Below are 19242 nucleotides of genomic sequence, written 5' to 3'. Positions count from 1 at the left end.
GACCTGAGGACCGTTTTGAAGAAGAACATCATCACTTTTATTGCAATTGCGGCAGTGACCGTTGCGAACTTGGTGTACGCCTACGGATTGTCTTCTGTGTATGGGGTTAGAACGGATACCTTGGGGTTTGCGGATAATCTTGCGCTCGTGTTTGCCGGATCTGCTCCGTTTGAGCCTAGGCCCGGGGTCATGTTTGTGCCTCCGCTAGGATGGCTATTTCTCATTCTGCTTATTCTCTATACAACACTCGACTATCCGACCGAATCGTTGCACGGGTTTGGTTTGCAAGCGCTTGTTCGATGCCGGGCAAGAACCCTTTGGTGGGTCTCGCGTTTTATCTTGGTGGCGGCAGTAACGGCATTTTCACTGCTCGTGGTGGTTTGCTCTGTTGTGATTTGGAGCTTGGTGGTGAGCTCCTCGTTCAGCGCGGTCATTCATGGTGAGTCGCTTCAACTGGCTAATTTGGCGCCGTGGTTTCTCAAAGCTGCCGAGGCAGATGCGCTGCCGTTTTTCATAGGTCTCTTATTTGCTTTTGAGGCGCTTGCGTTTGCGCAGGCAGCGGTTGGGTTTGTGCTTGGGTCGTCAGTCTCGTTTGTGGTTTTAATGAGCTACCTGATCTGCTCGGCATATGCACGACATTGGGCGCTATTGGGTAACGCCTTGATGCTGTTGCGCTGGGGTGGAATTGTCAAAGAGGGAATCGCGGCGGGCTCGAGTGTCTTGTCATCAATTGGGCTTATGTCGTTATGCCTATCGTTGGGTGGACTGTGGTTTCGAAGGGCCGACCTTATAGAAAAGGGGGACAAGATATGAGTGTGATCGTAAGGGGCGTATCGAAGCGCATGGGTAAAAACGATGTCCTGCGCAACGTGTCCATCGAGGTTGACCCTGGGACTGTGGTCGGGCTTCAGGGGATAAACGGTTCGGGTAAGACCATGCTCATGCGAGCGGTTTGCGGGTTGATCAAGCCTACCGAAGGCGAAATCTCTATCGATGGCCAAAGGCTTGGGGCGGACATCTCGTTCCCGCCGAGTCTGGGGATGTTGATCGAGGCGCCTTCCTTTTTGGGATATCTGTCTGGCTACGACAATCTGAAGCTCATCGCTCAGATCAAGGGCGTTGCCACCCCCGAGGACATTCGCTCTGCCCTGCGGCTCGTGGGGCTCGATGCAGACGAAAAAAAGAAGTTCCGAGCATACTCGCTTGGGATGAAGCAGCGTCTGGGGATAGCTGCGGCAATTATGGAGAAGCCGAAGCTGCTTGTTCTCGATGAGCCAACGAATGCCCTCGACGAAGCGGGCGTTGAAATGCTCAAGCGCGTTGTGGCGATGGCGGCATCAACGGGTCGTGAGGTCCTTCTGTCCAGCCATGACGGAGAGGTGCTCGAGGAACTGGCCGATCGGGTTTACTGCATGCGCGACGGTGCCGTTGTGAAAGTTCGGGAAAGGTCGTGAGCGCGATGAAGAAGACCCTGTGGACGAGAAGATCGGCGCTCGCGCTTTTTTGCTGTGCTGCTGCCGGCCTTGCGGGCATGAGGGTGAGCGTCGTTAACGGGAACCGGACGGTCATTCCTGAGAAATATTACGCGGAGGGCGAATGGCTCTCGATGGATGGAGCGTTTCTGGGGTCGAAGGATGTGGTGACTGATGGGTATTCGTTTTGCATAGACGGGGCAGAGTTGCTCACGCCGCGCGAGTATCTCAAACGAGCACATGACGATTATTCAAAATATGGCACCGTGGATACGAAAACGAGACTGAAGGATGCCGACATCACGTGCGTTATCGCCGTAAAGATGCGTGTCAGAAATAGGGATAATATCGACGGTGGAATCAAAGCGTATGTTTGGCATCTGGTTCCGGAGTCTGCGCCAAACTATGATTTTGTAGTCAATACCGATCTGATAACGCAAGCCATGCCGGTCCTTGGCGGCTCTGCTGCGTTTGCCGTGGAGGTTGGGGCAGAAAACGAGTTGCTCGTCCCATTTATGATGCAGAACACCAACGACTATTTCGAAGGTTACGAGACCGTCCGTTTTGAGAAAGCATTTCCCGGGACTTACACGATGAAGATGACCGATCTGCCGGAGCGGAGGCTCTTAAGGTTTGAAGTGAAATAGCTCGAGAGCAAGGCAAAACGGGTCCATTGGCGGTACGCGCGCCCGATTCCAGGCGCCCCGGCCCGGAATCGGGCGCGGGACGAGGCGCCTTCGGTGTCGGCCGGCCTACCGCTTCTTCTTGCTCTTCTTCTGCTTGCGCTGCTTGCCCTTGGTCTCCTGGGGCTTGTCGCCCTGTTTTGCTTCGGCAGCGGCCTTTTCTGCCTTCATCTTCTTGCGTTTGGTCTCGATGCGGAGTTTTTTGTTGATGCGCGTCTTAAGGAAGGGACCGAACTGCTCGGCATCGCCGCGGACAAAGGTGTCCTTAGGGATCGTCACGCCCTGGTCGGCGAACATGGCCACAAAGATGCGCTCGCCGTCGAGCACGTGGTCGAGCTTTTCAAACGGGAAGAACTGCGACTTGCCGCTCGTGCCCCAAACCATCAGGCCGTCCTCGTTGGCGGCGACGCGGCGATAGCGGCCACCCATGGACTCGTCGGCCTCAACGGCGTCGATAAAGTCGCGGGCGAGGGTGTGGTGCAGGTTTTTGCTCCACCAGGCCAAAAAGGCGCCGAATACGATCAAGACGACGCCAAACTTGATCCAGTTGCCACCGGCTACCAGCATGCCAATACCCAGCAGGGCGGCAATGGCGGCGGCAACATACAGGGAGCCGCGGCGTCTGGGCGAGGCGACCAGGCGGGCGAAGTCGGTGACCAGATCGTTTTCGTACTGATACTCGTTGAGGTACAGGATGCCGTCATCGGCTGCTGCCTGCGCCTCGAGCGCGACCTCGACCTGGTCGGCTGCTTCGGAGGGAATGAGGTTGCTCTCTGCGTCTGCCATACTCTTTGGACTCCTATCGCGGCGGGCTCGCCGTACGGGTTATTATGAGTGCAGTATGCCGTGCGACCGCATGGCCGCCGCGGCAACAAGACTCAGTATACCCGGGGGAGCACCCATGGAATCGTTGTACCGAAAGTATCGCCCGCTCACCTTTGACTCCGTGGTGGGCCAGCAGCATATCGTCTCGACGCTCGAGCACGCCATCACCGAGGGGCGTCTGTCCCACGCCTACCTGTTCTGCGGACCGCGCGGCACGGGCAAGACCACCATGGCGCGCATTCTGGCCAAGGCGCTGCTGTGCCGCAATGCCGAGGCGGCGCGCGCCGAGGGTGCAAGCGGCTGCATGCCCGACGGTACTTGCGAGGAGTGCGAGCTCATTGCCGAGGGTAACCACCCCGATGTCTACGAGCTCGATGCCGCCTCCCGCACGGGCGTGGACAATGTGCGCGAGGAAATCATCAACTCCGTCAACTTTGCCCCGGTGCGCGGCAAGTACAAGATCTATATCATCGACGAGGTCCACATGCTCACGACGGCGGCGTTCAACGCGCTGCTCAAGACGCTCGAGGAGCCGCCGGCACACGTGATCTTTGTGCTGTGCACCACCGACCCGCAAAAGATTCTGGAGACCATCCTCTCGCGCTGCCAGCGTTTCGATTTCCATCGCATCGGCAACGAGGATATTGAGCGTCGCCTGGCATACGTGTGCGAGCAGGAGGGCTTCGATTACGACGATGAGGCGCTGGCTATCGTGGCGCGCCATGCCAAGGGCGGCATGCGCGACGCGTTGTCCACGCTGGAACAGCTGAGCGTCTTTGGCAACGGTTCTGTGCATGCGGACGACGCCCGCTCGCTTTTAGGCGAGGTTTCGGACCAGATTCTGGGCGAGTTTGCCCGCGCCATTGCCGATCGCAATGTTGCCGAGCTCTATGGACTGATCCGTGCGCAGGTCGAGGAAGGAAACGACCTGCTGGAGCTGACGCGCGACCTGGTGGCGCATGTGCGTGACGTGTACGTTGCCTGCGTTGCCGGTGCCCGTGCCGAGCTGTTTGAGGGCGGCTCCGAGCAGGCCGAGGCGCTTGCTGCCGAGGCCGCTGCCTTTGGCGAGCATCCTGCCGACCGCCTGGCCCGTGTGCTGACGGTGCTCGACGATGCCGCACTGGAGATGAGGGGCGCGAGCGACGTGCGCCTGGTGCTCGAGATCGCCTGCACGCGCCTGGCACGTCCCGAGGCCGATTTAACGATTGAGGCATTGGCCGAGCGCGTGGCTCGCTTGGAGGCCATGGTTGCCAACGGCGCCGTGCCGGCGAGCGTGGCTGCTGCTCAGGCCGCCGCGCCTGCAGCATCCGTACCCGCTGCTGCCCAGCAGCCGACGCTCATTTCGGGCGCCCGTGCTGCCGCTCCGGCGGCATCCGCTGCCCCCGCTGGTACGTCCGCGCGCCAGGGCGGTATGCCTTGGGACCGTGGTGCTGCTGTTCCGGCTGCCCAGCCTGCGTCCCGTTCTGCGTCCGTGTCAGCTTCCAAGCCTGCAGCGCCTGCACCTCAGTCTGCGCCGACTCCGACGCCTCAGCCCGTTGCGGCCCCCGCGCCTGCCACCGCTCCGGTACCTAAGCCCCAGTCCAACAATGCCGCCCAGGTTGCTGCCGCCGGTACTGCCGAGACGCCCGCGGTCGAGGATGCCGGAGAGCTGCAGCGCAAATGGGCCGAGGTTGTCGAGCGTGTCAAGGCGCGTCAGGCTTCCTACGCAGGGCTTTTGCTCAACGCCCGCGCCACGGCCGACGACGGCTCCAAGCTCACGGTCTCGTTCCCCGCGGGTTCGACTTTTGCCATTAAGATGCTCGGTCGCGCCGATACGCAGTCGGTGGTCCTGCCGACGGTTTGCGCGGTCTTCGGTCGTCGTACCGTCGACTATGTCCTGGATGGGGGTGGCACGCCGGCTCCTCAACATGAGGAGCATTCTCCATCTGCACGGGCTGCGGTATCTGCGGACCCGCAACCCGTGTCCTCGGCGGCCCCTGTATCCTCGAGCGCCAGCGCGACGCAGCCAAAAGCGGCGCCGGTAGCGGCACCGACCCTGTCGGCGCCTAAGCCCGCGGCGCCCAAACCGGCTGCTCCGGCTCCCGCGCCCAAGCCCGCTGCCGCGCCTGCGCCCAAGTCATCCGACCTAGCTAAGGCCCCCTGGCTACGCTCCGACAATCCCGCCGGTGCTCCTGCCACGGGCAAGCTCCCGACCGAGCCCGCACCCCGAGCGCCCGAGCGCGCGTCCGCTCCCAAGGCTCAGCCCGCCGCGCCGTCTGCGCCGTGGGAATCCGAGCAGGTTCCCTACGACGATGTCATGGTCGGCGGTTTTGCTGCCGATGCCGGCGGGGACGATCTGCCCCCGTTCGACGTGCCGGGTGCGGCGTCCGCGCCCAAGCCCGCTGCAACTGCCCCCAAAGAGGAGGACGCTCCTGCGGCTCCCTGGGAGTCCAACCCCGGCGCGGGCAGCCCCTTCGGCCATCAAGGCGCAGCCCCAAGCATCCCGCAGACCGAGGACGAGGCCAAAGCCCTCATCCGCAGCGTCTTCGGCCAGTCCACCATCTTCAAACCGGTGGAGTAGCTGTACGGGCGGGTATACTGCTCAGGAAGAGACTTCTTTGAACGGAGCGAGCTTATGATGTGGGAATATGTCCGCCTCGAGGACGATACGCAAGTTTCGTATTCCGAAGTCCGTGAGGACAACACGGTGAAGGTCGTTGTGGAGCGCCCGCGCGATTGGGGTTTTGACGCGGCGGAGTGTATCTTGCCGGCATTCAATTGGGTGTCACATGAGGGCTTTAGCGAAGCGGACCTCAAAGAACTCGATGATTTCGTGCGTAACAATGCCCCGCTCATCCTGCGTTTTGCCTACGAAGGCGGACGAGTCTATGCCTAGTCTCTTCCGACTCGGCCACATATCACTTTCTTTTGTCCGGGCGCATCTGTATTTCGGACATGTGTAGTGTGGTGCCGCGTATATCGCATTCGAGCAGACAAGCGCGTGACGGTCGGCCTAGGATGCTGAGGTCGATACGATACGTCGCATGGCCGTCCGTGTACTCGACTTGCTCGGCGTTGACGGTTGCTCCGATTGTAAATAAAGAGCCCAGTTCGGCATCGACAATCTTGGAGTCCTTTATCTTGACCTTGAACTCTTGGTAGAGGGACGGGCTGTTGTAGTAAATGGTTCGGGTTCCGTCGGTGCATTCATCGGTCGTCTCCCATTTGACGACGGGCTGGTCCGAGCTGGCTATCAGCAGTTCTGCTCCAAAAGCTATGGCATGGGTGATGACAACCAGCAATGCCCAGCCGACAAAGAGATAGAGAACCACATATGCAACGGGGTGTTTTGAGCGGATGTTTTGGAGCGCGTCGGGGGCATTCATGGGGCACCTCCAAATTGCAATCTATGACAATCAAATTATACCCTGCCGCCATGTGCTCCGCCTCGAGCAGCGGTTTGGCATTTAGCTATTTAGTGGCACACATGAAATGCCGGATTCGGCTCTACTAGATTGAGTATGCGATATTATGCAACCTTGCATAATTCGGCCTTGCATAATCTTTGCGCGTGGTTTGTATTAGAGGACATGTATATCGACTGAGGTAGCGTGTCCGCCCCGCTTGCTTGCCCCGCGCCGTGGTACGATTTTTGAGTTTGAAAGTCCCGTCGCGCTCCGGCTGCCCTTGCAGCTTGTCGCGCGGCCGCACGTAAAGGAGCCATCATGGCCGGTATGAACATGCAGCAAATGATGAAGCAGGCTCGCAAGATGCAGGAGCAGCTTGCCGCCGCGCAGGAAAACCTTAAGTCCCAGACCGTCGACGCCTCTGCCGGCGGCGGCATGGTCAAGGTGACCGTTAACGGCGAGATGGAGCTCGTCAACCTCACCATCGACCCCGATGCCCTCGATCCCGAGGACGTCGATATGCTGCAGGACATGATCATGGCTGCCGTCAACGAGGCCGTCCGCGGTGTCAACGAGCTTGCCAACAAGCAGATGGGCGCCATCACCGGCGGCCTCAACATCCCGGGCATGCCGTTCTAAGACACGCATATATATGAGTGCCAACCATAGTCTGCAAAAATTGCTCGATGAGCTGGGCCGTCTGCCGGGCATTGGTCCCAAGTCGGCCCAGCGCATCGCCTATTACCTGCTCGAGGCCGATGCCGAGGAGGCCCGCCGCCTGGCCGAGGCCATCCTGGAGGTTAAGCAGGAGGTCCACTTTTGCAGCCGTTGCTTTAACTACGCCACGGCCGACGAGTGCTCCATCTGCCAGGATTCGATGCGCGACACTACTCGCATTTGCGTGGTGGGCGAGCCGCGCGACGTCCAGGCAATCGAGCGCACGGGCAGCTACCATGGCCTGTACCATGTGCTGGGCGGCGTGATCAGCCCCATGGACAAGATTGGTCCCGAGCAGCTGCACATCCGCGAGCTGCTGGCGCGTTTGGGCCACGAGGATATCCATGAGGTCATCATCGCCACCAACCCCAATATTGAGGGCGAGACCACGGCGAGCTACCTGGCCCGCACTATCAAGCCGCTGGGCGTTGAGGTGTCGCGTCTGGCGAGCGGCCTGCCCGTGGGCGGCGACCTGGAGTATGCCGACGAGCTTACGCTTGGGCGCGCCATTGAGGCCCGTCGCACGATTTAGGTGGCGAGCCTGCTCCTGCCGTATGTTTTCCTGGCGACGCACGGGGCAGTCATAATTTCCCCGTGCGACTATAAGTTTGTTGTGCAACAAAGATACTTTGTATCCGCTTATCGCATGGATGCTTCCACTCGCATCCTTAATTTGCCCATTCGTTGCGCAACCTTTTGGGTTCGCTGATACACTCAAATATGGATTCGAATGAATGCGCCGCTCCCGAGCGGCGTGTTTTTGTTGGAGGAGAACGCATGCGGCCCGGTGGCACTCAGACAAAGCGCGGCGCCGCGGTGCGCATGCGACGCCGACTGGGCTTGGCGCCGCGGGCGTACGCACTGCTGTCTTGCTCGCTGGTGCTGGTCATAGCTGGCGTTTCTGCCTATGGCATGACCGTGCCGTCCATGATGCAGGCACATGCCGCACGCGAACCGCGCGTGGGGCATGAGGTCAAAAGTGATCTGGGCACCACGACTGGATATGCTTGGGCAAGTGTGGTCGCGCATATTGTGTTTGGCACCGACGACGCGGACGGCGCCGAGGCCCCGGACAACGAAGTCACGCTTGCCAATGGCAAAACCATCGTGCTCACCAACACCAAGATCATCGATCGGTTGTCCAACAATAGCGTGGCGGCAACGGTGAATAAGGTCGAGCAGCAGAAGGAACAGGACGCCCAGCAGTCCGGAAAGCCCGGTAACTCGGATACTTCTGGCTCCGGCTCGGATTCGTCGAGTTCGGGCGGCGGTTCTGGATCGGGTTCCTCTGCCGGAGGGTCTGGAAACGGCGGCTCGACGGGCGGCAACACTGACAACGATGCGAACTCCGGTGGCCTTTCCGCTGCTGAGGAAGAGAGCATTCACAGTTGGCTTGTGACCAAGTACAACATGCTCGACGGCTATGTTTCTCGTGCCAATGACGTGGTCTCGACCTATAACTCTACGGGAGATCCCAGGCCGTGCGACAGCCTGGTCGGGGAGATGTTTGTCATTCGAGCCGAGTTCGGTCGTCAGACATTCTCGCCCCGGTCAAAGTGGTATCAGCAGTATGCCAATCTGTGGGGCTGTTACACCAACCTATGTCAATGGGTCGGCCATTACGGCGATGATGACGTTGCGCTCGGTAACTTCAACAATAACATGGCGGCGCTTGCCCTATGATGACCGATCTTGCATCCACCACACCACAATCGCTCGGTCGCGATCCCATGGTCGGCCTGCGCCTGGCGCGTGTCGACGGGTTTGAGCCGGCCATTGCGCTCGGTCAGGACGAACTGCCTGCCTATCTGCGTCGTTTTATGATGCTGTTTGCCGACGATGCCACCATGCGCCGTGGCGGTATCGGCCGCGTGACGCGTGCCGTCAACGCCCAAGGCGAGGCCGTGGCGCTCAAGCAGCTCATCTTGCCGACGCGCGATGAGTTTGACGACGATGCAACTCACGAGGCGCTGGTCGCCAAGTTCAAGGCGGCGTTTCGCGAGGAATATGAATGCCATCGCGCCCTTTCGGGCCTTAAGGGCTTTCCCCGCCTCTATGGCTGGGGCGAGGTCGACGGTGTGCCTGCAATTGTCATGGAATGGGTCGAGGGCGAGACGCTTGCCCGCTTGCGTTCGCGACTTGCCGTGGACGATGCCGGACGCCTGTCGCCGCTTGTGGCGGCGCGTCTGGGTCGCGACCTGTTCGATCTGCTCTGCCGCATGAGCCTGGTGGGGGAGGGCTTTGTCCATCGCGATATCTCGCCCGCTAATATTATGGTGCGCACGGCGCGTCTACCGCTTGACCGGCAGCTTGCCGAGGGCGCCTTTGACCTGTGCCTGATCGACTTTGGCTCGTCGCTGGCGCTCGAGCCTGCGTCGGTCGTGGCCGGTACCGGCGGCAAGGCGTCGTTTACGGAGCGTTATGCCACGCTGCGTCGCGCGACGGTTGCCTATGCCCCGCCCGAGATGCTCACCGACGATATTCCCGACCTGCGCGCTTTGCGTATGTCGCCGGCGATTGACGTCTATGCCGCGGCAAGCACGGTTTACGAGCTCATTGCCGGCGTCGCACCATACGAAGCCGCGCCGAGCACTTCGGGCACCTCGGGTTCGCGCAAAAAGACGCGCGACATCGCGAGCCCCTACCGTCTCAAGATGGACACGCGGCCCGACTATCCCATTGGTGCCCATGCGCCCGGTTGCGATTTGACTCAGCTGCTTCGTCGTGAGCCCGATGTGGCGCTCGCCGCGGCCGAGCAGGCCCAGCAGCTAGGGCTTGAGCCGGATTCCGAAGAGCTACGCGATGCGCTGGCGTTTGTCGATGCCCAGCTGTTCGACGTGGTGATGGCCTGTCTGTCCAGCCATCAAAAAGATCGTCCCGAGCCGGCGGCGGTCGAGGCGGCGCTCTCGGCGTTTTGTGACCACTATACGCAAAATGTCGGTCGTTCGCTCCGCGGCGAGCCGCTCACGCCGTGCCCCATGGATGCGTCCGGCCGCGCGGTTCGTCGCGCGCTGATGGTCGGCGCGACGGTCGTCTGTGGCGTGGTTTGGGCTGTGGTCGTGGTTTCGGCCGCGCTGCTGGCGTCGGGCGCTCGCGTGACGGCGACTTTGGGATCGCTCGTGTGGTCTGGGTCGCTACCGGGTATTATTGCCGCACTGGCGTTGGCGCTGCCAGGTATAGCCGGCGTTGCCGCGGGGACACTTGCGCGCGATCGGCGTTCGGGCTTCCTACAGGGTGTGCTTGCGCTTTCTGCCTGCGAGGTTCCGGTGCTGGTTGTGGCTGCATGTAGCGTATTTTCCCAACGCGCCGTGATGGGCGGCCTTGTTGCCGCTCTGGTTGCAACCTATACGCTTACGTGGTTTTTGCTTGCGATGGGCTTTGCCTTTGAACTTCCCGTTTCGGCACCGCGACGCACAAAAGCCCAGATGGCGACTCCGCTTGCCGGTGGAGCCGCAGCTGCCCGTACTTTTGGCGGACCTGTCGAAGTATCGTCCGATTCTATTTCTACGACCAAGGAGGCCTAGGTCATGGCATCTCAAGTTAAGCTCACCCCATGCGGGGCCATGTTTGACATCTTTAAGCGCGCGGCGCATCTGAGCCATATCGAGCTGTGCGGCCTGGTGCTTTCGTCCCGTCCGCTCGCCGACGGCCGCAGCCCGCAGAGCCGAGCCGCCGATCGCTCTTGGGTTTCCCGCTTTATCGTTCGCGCGCCGGTCGGCACGCTTCAGCAGCGCTACTTTGCCGAATACGGTACCTCGGCTGCGCGTATTATGTCGCAACTGGCCCTGCGCCAGCGAAATCCCATGGACTCCACGGCTGTGATCAATATGGTGTGCGGTCCTGCAGGTGAACCGATGGTACGCGCGCTCGAAGAGTGCCATCAGGACACGAATCTCTATCGCAACGCGCTCGATCGCCTGTCCCAGGCGGCGGAACTCATGCCCGCCGAGCGCGCCGAGGCCGTGCTGGTGCTGTTTGTCGCCGTCGGTTGTTCGGCGGATGTGCGGTCCTCGGTGAACTATGCCATCGACTACGCGCACGCGACCTGTGGCGGAGGCACCTCCACGCCGCGTTCGCTTGGCATGTCGATGACCGCGGGCGAACGCGAACCCGCTCCGGCGCACCCCTTGGGCTTGCTGCGCGTACAAAACAGTTTTGTCGTGAGCGCCCCGCGCTGGATTCAGCCGAGTGAGCAGGGTGTTGAGATTGGTGCGCTGGCCACTGGTGAGGGCGATATTACCGACGTCGGCGACGATGTCTCGGCCCGCCATGCCCATATCTGGTGCGATGCTCAAAATATCTGGCACGTCGAGGACTTGTCGTCCACCAACGGAACCGTGGTGGTAAACGGGGCCACGCGCGTCTGCATTCAGGTCGAGCCCGGCCGTTCCGCCCAACTCAATCCCGGCGACGAGCTCAAGCTCGGCGAATCCACTACCTACGCCATCCTCTTCGGTGCCCTCTAGCCAGTCCCGCCAAATGGTCCCTCCGTCCCCAAGGGATCATTTTGCTCCCGGCAGTCACCCGAGGTAAACCTTTACCGCCCGCCTATATTTGCCGAAATTACACTTGACGGCGGGGTACAATAAACCCGCATGCGGATTTCCGTTGCGGGCGCTTCCCATCGCCGGGGCGTGCCCGGGAGCATCCGGCATGCGGCCTTTGCGGCGCTCGGTCATGTGCAAGACGGGCGGTCGGGTCTGTGGGGCGCATCAGTTGCCCCTCGCCTCGGCATGTCTTCTCTCCACGCCACGTACCTGCTGCTGAGCCTGCCTGCCAGATGATTGGAAGCAACAGCGTAAATCCCATCACGCCAACATCCCGGCGATCGCCGGGGCCTGTATACCTATATGAGAGGAGAGGGGTATATGGCGCGTAAGTTTAAGTCTATGGACGGCAACGAGGCGGCCGCATATGTTTCGTATGCGTACACCGAGGTAGCGGGAATCTATCCCATTACGCCGTCCAGCCCGATGGCCGACCATGTCGACCAGTGGGCGGCCCAGGGTCGCAAGAACATCTTCGGCACCCCGGTCAAGGTCGTCGAGATGGAGTCCGAGGCAGGTGCAGCCGGTACCGTTCACGGTTCGCTGGGCGCCGGTGCTCTGACCACCACCTACACGGCTTCTCAGGGTCTGCTCCTGATGATCCCGAACATGTACAAGATCGCGGGCGAGCAGCTCCCGGGCGTCTTCCACGTCTCCGCGCGTTGCGTCGCTTCCCACGCCCTGAACATTTTTGGCGATCACTCCGACGTCATGGCCTGTCGTCAGACCGGCTTCGCCATGCTTGCCGAGGGCAACGTCCAGGAGGTCATGGACCTCTCGCCGGTGGCTCACCTTGCCGCCATCGAGGGTAAGACCCCGTTCCTTAACTTCTTCGACGGCTTCCGCACCAGCCACGAGATCCAGAAGGTCGCCATGTGGGACTACAAGGATCTGGCCGAGATGTGCGACATGGACGCCGTCCAGGCTTTCCGCGACCATGCGCTCAACCCTGAGCACCCGCACACCCGCGGCAGCCACGAGAACGGCGATATCTTCTTCCAGAACCGTGAGGCCTGCAACAAGGTCTACGACGAGCTTCCCGCCGTCGTCGAGGGCTACATGAAGAAGATCAACGAGAAGCTCGGCACCGATTACGGCCTGTTCAACTACTACGGCGCTCCCGATGCCGATCGCGTCGTCGTGTGCATGGGCTCCTTCTGCGACGTGCTCGAGGAAGTCATCGACTACCTCAACGCTCACGGTGAGAAGGTCGGCCTGGTCAAGGTTCGTCTGTTCCGTCCGTTCTCCATCAAGCACTTCGTCGACGTTCTCCCCGAGACCGTCAAAAAGATCGCCGTCATGGACCGTACCAAGGAGCCGGGTTCCATCGGCGAGCCGCTCTACCAGGACGTCGTCTCCGCTCTCTACGAGGCCGGCAAGACGGGCATCAAGGTCGTCGGCGGCCGTTATGGCCTGGGCAGCAAGGACACGCCTCCCGCGTCCGCGTTCGCTGTCTTCGAGGAGCTCAAGAAGGACGAGCCCAAGCGCGAGTTCACCATTGGCATTGTCGATGACGTGACCAACCTGAGCCTGCCCGAGGCCGAGGATGCGCCCAATACCGCAGCCCCCGGCACCATCGAGTGCAAGTTCTGGGGTCTGGGTGGCGACGGTACCGTCGGCGCCAACAAGAACTCGATCAAGATCATCGGCGACCACACCGACAAGTACGTCCAGGCCTACTTCCAGTACGACTCCAAGAAGACCGGCGGCGTCACCGTCTCGCACCTGCGCTTTGGTGATTCCCCGATCCGTTCGCCGTACTACGTGACCAAGGCCGACTTTGTCGCTTGCCACAACCCCAGCTACATCGTTAAGGGCTTCAAGATGGTCCGCGACGTCAAGCCGGGCGGCACCTTCTTGGTCAACTGCCAGTGGAGCGACGAGGAGTTCGCCGAGCACATGCCCGCCGTGGCCAAGCGCTACATCGCGAACAACAACGTCAACGTCTACCTGATCGACGCTATCGACCTGGCCGCTAAGGTCGGCATGGGCAAGCGCACCAACACGGTGCTCCAGTCCGCCTTCTTTGCGCTGGCCAAGGTCCTGCCCGCCGAGGACGCCCTGCAGTACATGAAGGACGCGGCTACCAAGTCCTACATGAAGAAGGGCCAGGCTATCGTCGACGCCAACCACAAGGCCATCGATGCCGGCGCTACCGCCTTCCGTAAGTTCGAGGTTCCGGCCGACTGGGCTACCGCCGAGGATGCCGCTCCCGTCGAGCTCTCCGAGGAGACCAAGTCCGCTATCGCCCAGCAGGTCAAGAACCTGCTCGAGCCCATCGATCGCATGGACGGCGACAGCCTGCCTGTTTCCGCCTTCGTCGGTTGCGCCGACGGCCAGTTTGAGCTGGGCGCCTCCGCATACGAGAAGCGCGGCGTCGCCGTGGTCGTTCCCCACTGGGACGAGACCAAGTGCATCCAGTGCAACCAGTGCGCCTACGTGTGCCCGCATGCCACCATCCGTCCGTTCGCGATGACCGAGGACGAGGCTGCCGCCGCGCCCGAGGCTACCCGTACGCTCGACGCCATGGGCCCCAAGGCCAAGGGCATGAAGTTCACCATGGCCGTGTCCCCGCTCGACTGCATGGGCTGCACCAACTGCGTCAAGGTCTGCCCCAAGGGTGCCCTCGAGATGGTTCCCACCGAGCAGGAGATGGACCAGCAGCCTGTTTGGGACTACATGGTCGAGAACGTCTCCGAGAAGAAGGAGCTCATCGCGGCCAACGTCAAGGGCAGCCAGTTTAAGCAGCCCTACCTGGAGTTCTCCGGCTCCTGCGCCGGCTGCGCCGAGACCGCCTATGCACGTCTGGTGACCCAGGTTGCCGGCGACCGCATGTTCATCTCCAACGCCACCGGCTGCTCCTCCATTTGGGGCAACCCCGCTGCCACCGCTCCTTACTGCAAGGACAAGGACGGTCACGGCCCGGCGTGGAACAACTCCCTGTTCGAGGACAATGCCGAGCATGGTCTGGGCATGGCCGTTGGCTATGAGGCCGTTCAGCACAAGCTGATCGCCGCTACCCAGGACATCATCGCTGCCGATGGTCCGTCCGATGAGCTCAAGGCCGCCGGCCAGGCTTGGATCGACTCCGTCAACGACGCCGAGGCCTCCAAGACCGCTGCCGCTGCCTACGTTGCCGAGCTCGAGAAGTGCGGCTGCGACGCTTCCAAGGCGATCCTCGCCGACAAGGCTTACCTCACCAAGAAGTCCTTCTGGATCTTCGGCGGCGACGGTTGGGCCTACGACATCGGCTTCGGTGGCCTGGACCACGTCCTGGCTTCCGGCCACAACGTCAACGTCTTCGTCTTCGACACCGAGGTCTACTCCAACACCGGCGGTCAGGCCTCCAAGGCCTCGAACCTGGGCCAGGTCGCTCAGTTCGCCGCTGCCGGTAAGGTGACCAAGAAGAAGTCCCTGGCCGAGATCGCCATGAGCTACGGCTACGTCTACGTGGCGCAGGTCGCCATGGGCGCCAACCCGGCTCAGACCCTCAAGGCCATCCACGAGGCCGAGGCCTACGACGGCCCGTCCCTCATCATCGGCTACAGCCCCTGCGAGATGCACTCCATCAAGAAGGGCGGCATGCAGAACTGCCAGGCCGAGATGAAGAAGGCTGTCGAGTGCGGTTACTGGAACCTCTTCCGCTTCAACCCCGAGGCTGCTGCCGGCAAGAAGTTCTCACTCGATTCCAAGGAGCCCGCGGGCGGTTATCAGGAGTTCCTGATGAACGAGGCCCGTTACGCTTCGCTGACGCGTTCCTTCCCCGAGCGCGCCGAGGAGCTCTTCAAGGAGAACGAGCAGGCCGCTATGGACCGCTACGCTCACCTGTTGAAGCTCAAGACGGTGTACAACGAGGCCTAGGTCTCCCACCGCAGGATCTGAGGGCTAACCTTCGCGGACGTCCTCGGACATGAAAGAACCCCCGCTGCGCACTACGTGCGGCGGGGGTTCTTTCGTCCTGCGGAGTGTCCGCGAAGGTTAGCCCTCAGATCCTGCTACGACTACGTCCTCGGATTGTGGGGCTGAATGAAGGACGTGGCTGTGGGGGTGCCTTGTCCCGGTCGCTGTTTCGCGGCGTGGCCGCGAAACCACGCGCCACTTTGGGCATGGAGGGCTAGCTGATTGTGGCCTTCTGCTGCCCAAAGTGCTGTTTCGCGCTTTGCGCGAAACATCGCAGCACTTTGGGCATAGTGGGGGAGTTGGTTGTCGCTGCCTTCTATCCCCTTGCTGTTTCGCGCCTTTGGCGCGAAAGGCGCAGTACTTTGGGCGTGGGGGCTGGCTTGCGGACTCAGATGACCTAGAGAGATATGGGTGCAAACGAGAAATCGTTGTTGGGGTCGTCCTTTTCCGTAAACTCATCGAGACAGAATGTCATATAGATTGGAACGTAAAGGATCTTGCCCTCTTTGCAAAGGTTTTCGTGGCTCAGCACAACGGCCTCGGGAATTTTGTACTCGCCCACACTCATCAAACGGTCGAGGGCTGCATGTGCTCGAACTTTCTTGCCCGATTTGACTTCGATTGGGACAACATGCCCGCGGGCACCTTCGATTACAAAGTCGACTTCACCGACCTCACGCGTTTGGTAGTACCACGTATCTGCTCCGAGGGCAACGAGTTCCTGTGCGACCACGTTCTCATAGAGGCCGCCGAGGTTGGGGGTTTTCATGTCAAGGTAGACGGCGCGTGCCGTGCTGCCGGGATACCGCGATGCGAGCATACCTGTATCGGACTCGTATAGTTTAAAGGCCGTCGTTTTCTCCGTCCTCTTGAGAGGACTTCGTGCCTCCGTCACCTGGGGGACCATCAATCCAACGCCTGCGTTCACCAGCCATAGGAAATCCTGCTCGTATTTTTGAAGACGAGCTCCCTCGCCTAGAGACGAGACGATAAAGCGATGGGACTCCGCCTCAAGCTGAACGGGAATTTGCTCGAAAATGGAGCGAACGTTAAACGCTCGAGTCGATGCATATTTAGAGATATCGCTTTTGTACTGATCGACTAGCTGAATTTGAAGCTCACGCGTTCTCACGAGCGAATAGCCCGAATCGATATAGTTCTGAACGACCTCCGGCATGCCGCCGCAAACGATATAAGCTCTAAAGTTTTTGAGCATCGCCTCATGAATAAAATTTTCGACGGGACGCCTCTCGACAAGGCAGCTGCGGATGTCTGCAAGCACATTCTCGCTGATGCTGTTTGCCCAACAAAACTCTTCAAAATCCATTGGCCGCATAACAATGTGCTCGACATACCCCACCGGGAAAGAAGAGATCCCCTTAAACTCAGTCCCAAGCATAGACCCCGAGAAGACATAGCTAAAGCGTCCGTCCTCGACCAGCGCCTTCATAAGTGTAACGATCTGCGGATACTCCTGAATCTCATCGACAAAGATAAGCGTATCTCCCTCAACAAGCGGTGCATCCGCAAGAAGGGCCACACGGTTGATGAAGTCAATGGAGTTCTTAGCGCCAACAAGTACGTCTCTTGCCTCGGCATCAAGTAGCAGATTGACCTCATAATACGAAGCGTAGTTGCTCTTTCCAAACGCGCGAATCGCATAGCTCTTGCCAATCTGACGCGCACCGGTAACAAGCAGGGCCTTATGGGAGTTATTCTTCCAGCTCAAAAGCCTATCAGTGACTTTGCGGCGTAGCATTAAAACACCTCATTGACAAAAATTGGCAAATAGATTTGCCCCTAATCATACAAAAATTGACAAATAGATTTGACCCAAATCATACAAAAATTGGCAAATAGCAAAGCTCACTTAGGCCTCAAAGCCAGCGAGCCAGCACGGTACTTTGCGAAAAGGCTGGCGGCGCCGTTGTTGAGGGTGGCCAGGTTGACAGTGGCGCCGTTAGCGTTCTCGGCTGCTTGGGCGCGCAGGAGCGAAAGGGCGTCGGTAGCGTTCATGCAGAAGCCGACGGTAAAGTTCCATACTGCGAACTCGCAGTCGCTTGCCGCGGGGTGAAGCGCGATCGGCTATCCCTTATGTTGGATGAAAAGCCCCATGTTTTTGCAGGGGTGCATACTCGTCAAATTAATGTATAGAATCGCGTATAGTGCGAGTAAGATATTGCGCTGTCCGTTTTGTGTTTAGCAAAGATATAGTTTGCATAATCTGGTCTAATCCCTGCTCTATTTAAATAAAGTTGCACGTAAATGGCGTAGATATGCCTGAACTGGGCTTCTTTACGCTGAGCGGGTAAAATCGACCGTTCGCCGCTTAGGTATTTTCAAAATGAATAAAATGAGCGATAAAGAGAATATAAACCTTAATAAACTCGCGTATCGCACGGACGCGGGTTATTAATGGGTTGTAGGCCTTTTACAGAAAGGATTCCAGCAATGTCTAAGCCTCTTGGCAAGCCCGATCGTATTGTCGTCGCCCTCGGCGGCAACGCCCTCGGCAACAACCCCGTCGAGCAGATCGAGGCCGTGAGCAACACCGCCCACGCTCTCCTCGGTCTTATCGAGCAGGGCAACGAGATCATCATCACCCACGGCAACGGCCCGCAGGTCGGCATGATCCAGAACGCCTTCGCCGCCGCCCACGACGCCATCGGCACCCCCGAGATGCCGCTGCCCGAGTGCGGCGCCATGTCCCAGGGCTACATCGGTTACCACCTGCAGCAGGGCATCGGCCGCGAGATGCACAAGCGCTACAAGCGTTGGCACGCCGCCACCGTCGTCACCCAGATCGAGTGCGATCCGGATGATCCCGCGTTCAAGAACCCGACCAAGCCGATCGGCCCCTTCTACACCGAGGAGCAGGCCAAGGAGTTCATGGCCGAGGACCCCTCCAAGGTCTTCGTCGAGGACTCCGGCCGCGGCTGGCGTCGCGTCGTCGCCTCCCCCGATCCCAAGAAGATCGTCGAGGCTGACTCCATCCTCAACCTGCTCGACAACGAGTTCATCGTCATCGCCTGCGGTGGCGGCGGCATCCCCGTCGTCCGCGACTACGAGAACAAGGGCTGCTACAAGGGCGTTCCCGCCGTCATCGACAAGGACCTGGGCGGCGAGCTGCTGGCCGAGGACTGCGACGCCGACGTCCTGTTCCTGCTGACCGCCGTCGAGCATGTCGCCATCAACTTCGGCAAGCCCAACCAGGAGGAGCTCGAGGACCTCACCGCCGACGAGGCCGAGCGCCTGGCCGACGAGGGCCAGTTCGGCAAGGGCTCCATGGAGCCCAAGGTCCGCGCCGCCATCAAGTTCGCCCGCTCCCGCAAGGGCCGCACCTGCATCATCGGCGCCCTGGACAAGGCCGCCGAGACCATGGCCGGCCTCTCCGGTACCCGCATCCACGAGTAGTCCCTACTCCGTTGCCTCTCCCGTGGGCGCCAGGCAAGACGCCCACAAACTAGCCTCTCTTCATGAGCCCCGCGGTCCGCTCCGACTGCGGGGCTTTTGCTATTGAGGTCGCTGTTCATGAGGAGTGCTGCGCGCTGCGCCCAAATCACGAGAGTGGATAATCTCCCACTTTGAGCCTGCATACAGGCCAAAAGTGGGAGATTATCCACTCTCATTCCGGGTAGTCATTGGGGACGTTCTTAAACGACTAGTCAAACAAGAACGTCCCCAACGACTACTCATTTAAGTCTGTCCCCAA

The 19242-nt window shown here is 60.2% G+C and carries 16 protein-coding genes; 12 read left to right on the top strand and 4 right to left on the bottom strand.

Annotated features, from left to right (window positions below):
- Window positions 1-15: 15 nt before the first annotated feature.
- Genes DW943_RS07430 through DW943_RS07420 form a run of 3 tightly spaced genes read left to right on the top strand, consistent with a single transcriptional unit; the run spans window position 16 to window position 2119 of the window.
- Window positions 16-813, top strand: coding sequence for a hypothetical protein (locus DW943_RS07430; RefSeq protein ID WP_147326479.1), 798 nt, complete (start codon window positions 16-18; stop codon window positions 811-813).
- Window positions 810-1454: an ATP-binding cassette domain-containing protein gene (locus tag DW943_RS07425; protein WP_089573263.1), complete on the top strand. Its 645-nt coding sequence runs from the start codon at window positions 810-812 to the stop codon at window positions 1452-1454. The genes DW943_RS07430 and DW943_RS07425 overlap by 4 nt, the downstream gene beginning before the upstream one ends.
- Window positions 1455-1459: 5 nt before the next feature.
- Window positions 1460-2119 (top strand): DUF5028 domain-containing protein, encoded by a 660-nt coding sequence (locus DW943_RS07420; RefSeq protein WP_117584193.1) that lies wholly within the window; start codon window positions 1460-1462, stop codon window positions 2117-2119.
- Window positions 2120-2224: 105 nt separating this feature from the next.
- On the opposite strand, the gene DW943_RS07415 is transcribed toward DW943_RS07420, so the two are convergent.
- The gene (locus tag DW943_RS07415) at window positions 2225-2941 is read right to left on the bottom strand and encodes a hypothetical protein (RefSeq protein WP_117862641.1); all 717 of its coding nucleotides are present in this window, start codon (window positions 2939-2941) and stop codon (window positions 2225-2227) included.
- A gap of 115 nt (window positions 2942-3056) precedes the next feature.
- On the opposite strand from DW943_RS07415, the gene dnaX reads away from it, so the two are divergent.
- Complete coding sequence (gene dnaX / locus DW943_RS07410; RefSeq protein ID WP_158549136.1) at window positions 3057-5540, top strand: DNA polymerase III subunit gamma/tau; 2484 nt, start codon at window positions 3057-3059, stop codon at window positions 5538-5540.
- A gap of 54 nt (window positions 5541-5594) precedes the next feature.
- Window positions 5595-5855, top strand: a complete 261-nt coding sequence (locus DW943_RS07405; protein ID WP_089573259.1) for a hypothetical protein — start codon at window positions 5595-5597, stop codon at window positions 5853-5855.
- Between the two features lie 22 nt (window positions 5856-5877).
- Here the strand turns inward: DW943_RS07405 and DW943_RS07400 are convergent, their stop codons facing one another.
- The gene (locus DW943_RS07400; RefSeq protein ID WP_089573258.1) at window positions 5878-6345 is read right to left on the bottom strand and encodes a hypothetical protein; all 468 of its coding nucleotides are present in this window, start codon (window positions 6343-6345) and stop codon (window positions 5878-5880) included.
- Window positions 6346-6684: 339 nt separating this feature from the next.
- On the opposite strand from DW943_RS07400, the gene DW943_RS07395 reads away from it, so the two are divergent.
- The 6 genes from DW943_RS07395 to nifJ all read left to right on the top strand — a co-directional run bounded on the left by DW943_RS07395 (window position 6685) and on the right by nifJ (window position 15491).
- Window positions 6685-7005: a YbaB/EbfC family nucleoid-associated protein gene (locus DW943_RS07395; protein WP_006235174.1), complete on the top strand. Its 321-nt coding sequence runs from the start codon at window positions 6685-6687 to the stop codon at window positions 7003-7005.
- 13 nt (window positions 7006-7018) lie between these two features.
- Window positions 7019-7615 carry a recombination mediator RecR gene (gene recR, locus DW943_RS07390; protein WP_089573257.1) on the top strand — a complete coding sequence of 199 codons (597 nt, stop codon included), beginning with the start codon at window positions 7019-7021 and terminating at the stop codon, window positions 7613-7615.
- Window positions 7616-7860: 245 nt separating this feature from the next.
- On the top strand, window positions 7861-8766 hold the full coding sequence (locus tag DW943_RS07385) for a hypothetical protein (RefSeq protein ID WP_117778769.1): 906 nt from the start codon (window positions 7861-7863) through the stop codon (window positions 8764-8766).
- Window positions 8763-10607, top strand: coding sequence for a hypothetical protein (locus tag DW943_RS07380; RefSeq protein ID WP_117862640.1), 1845 nt, complete (start codon window positions 8763-8765; stop codon window positions 10605-10607). Before DW943_RS07385 ends, DW943_RS07380 begins: the two co-directional genes overlap by 4 nt.
- 3 nt (window positions 10608-10610) lie before the next feature.
- A complete protein-coding gene (locus DW943_RS07375; protein ID WP_117862639.1) occupies window positions 10611-11549 on the top strand; it encodes an FHA domain-containing protein in 939 nt (312 codons plus the stop codon).
- A 402-nt stretch (window positions 11550-11951) separates the two neighbouring features.
- On the top strand, window positions 11952-15491 hold the full coding sequence (gene nifJ, locus DW943_RS07370; RefSeq protein WP_055250750.1) for a pyruvate:ferredoxin (flavodoxin) oxidoreductase: 3540 nt from the start codon (window positions 11952-11954) through the stop codon (window positions 15489-15491).
- A gap of 436 nt (window positions 15492-15927) precedes the next feature.
- Here nifJ and DW943_RS07365 read toward each other — a convergent pair whose 3' ends face one another.
- Together DW943_RS07365 and DW943_RS10495 are read right to left on the bottom strand one after the other, a co-directional pair.
- Window positions 15928-17289, bottom strand: a complete 1362-nt coding sequence (locus DW943_RS07365) for an ATP-binding protein (protein WP_117862638.1) — start codon at window positions 17287-17289, stop codon at window positions 15928-15930.
- A 107-nt stretch (window positions 17290-17396) separates the two neighbouring features.
- On the bottom strand, window positions 17397-17546 hold the full coding sequence (locus tag DW943_RS10495; RefSeq protein WP_158549138.1) for a hypothetical protein: 150 nt from the start codon (window positions 17544-17546) through the stop codon (window positions 17397-17399).
- 435 nt (window positions 17547-17981) lie between these two features.
- On the opposite strand from DW943_RS10495, the gene arcC reads away from it, so the two are divergent.
- On the top strand, window positions 17982-18944 hold the full coding sequence (arcC, locus tag DW943_RS07360; RefSeq protein ID WP_006235166.1) for a carbamate kinase: 963 nt from the start codon (window positions 17982-17984) through the stop codon (window positions 18942-18944).
- Window positions 18945-19242: the final 298 nt, after the last annotated feature.

This window comes from Collinsella sp. AM44-11, assembly GCF_003467145.1.
Taxonomy (GTDB): domain Bacteria; phylum Actinomycetota; class Coriobacteriia; order Coriobacteriales; family Coriobacteriaceae; genus Collinsella.
Note: the sequence above shows the minus strand (reverse complement) of the source record. Positions and strands in the feature narration are given on the sequence as shown.

Bases quoted from the DNA above. Each gene is read 5' to 3' on its own strand.
- DW943_RS07425 (WP_089573263.1), top strand. From the start codon at position 810: ATGAGTGTGATCGTAAGGGGCGTATCGAAGCGCATGGGTAAAAACGAT.
- DW943_RS07420 (WP_117584193.1), top strand. From the start codon at position 1,460: ATGAAGAAGACCCTGTGGACGAGAAGATCGGCGCTCGCGCTTTTTTGC.
- DW943_RS07415 (WP_117862641.1), bottom strand. From the start codon at position 2,941: ATGGCAGACGCAGAGAGCAACCTCATTCCCTCCGAAGCAGCCGACCAG.
- dnaX (WP_158549136.1), top strand. From the start codon at position 3,057: ATGGAATCGTTGTACCGAAAGTATCGCCCGCTCACCTTTGACTCCGTG.
- DW943_RS07405 (WP_089573259.1), top strand. From the start codon at position 5,595: ATGATGTGGGAATATGTCCGCCTCGAGGACGATACGCAAGTTTCGTAT.
- DW943_RS07400 (WP_089573258.1), bottom strand. From the start codon at position 6,345: ATGAATGCCCCCGACGCGCTCCAAAACATCCGCTCAAAACACCCCGTT.
- DW943_RS07395 (WP_006235174.1), top strand. From the start codon at position 6,685: ATGGCCGGTATGAACATGCAGCAAATGATGAAGCAGGCTCGCAAGATG.
- recR (WP_089573257.1), top strand. From the start codon at position 7,019: ATGAGTGCCAACCATAGTCTGCAAAAATTGCTCGATGAGCTGGGCCGT.
- DW943_RS07385 (WP_117778769.1), top strand. From the start codon at position 7,861: ATGCGGCCCGGTGGCACTCAGACAAAGCGCGGCGCCGCGGTGCGCATG.
- DW943_RS07380 (WP_117862640.1), top strand. From the start codon at position 8,763: ATGATGACCGATCTTGCATCCACCACACCACAATCGCTCGGTCGCGAT.
- DW943_RS07375 (WP_117862639.1), top strand. From the start codon at position 10,611: ATGGCATCTCAAGTTAAGCTCACCCCATGCGGGGCCATGTTTGACATC.
- nifJ (WP_055250750.1), top strand. From the start codon at position 11,952: ATGGCGCGTAAGTTTAAGTCTATGGACGGCAACGAGGCGGCCGCATAT.
- DW943_RS07365 (WP_117862638.1), bottom strand. From the start codon at position 17,289: ATGCTACGCCGCAAAGTCACTGATAGGCTTTTGAGCTGGAAGAATAAC.
- DW943_RS10495 (WP_158549138.1), bottom strand. From the start codon at position 17,546: ATGAACGCTACCGACGCCCTTTCGCTCCTGCGCGCCCAAGCAGCCGAG.
- arcC (WP_006235166.1), top strand. From the start codon at position 17,982: ATGTCTAAGCCTCTTGGCAAGCCCGATCGTATTGTCGTCGCCCTCGGC.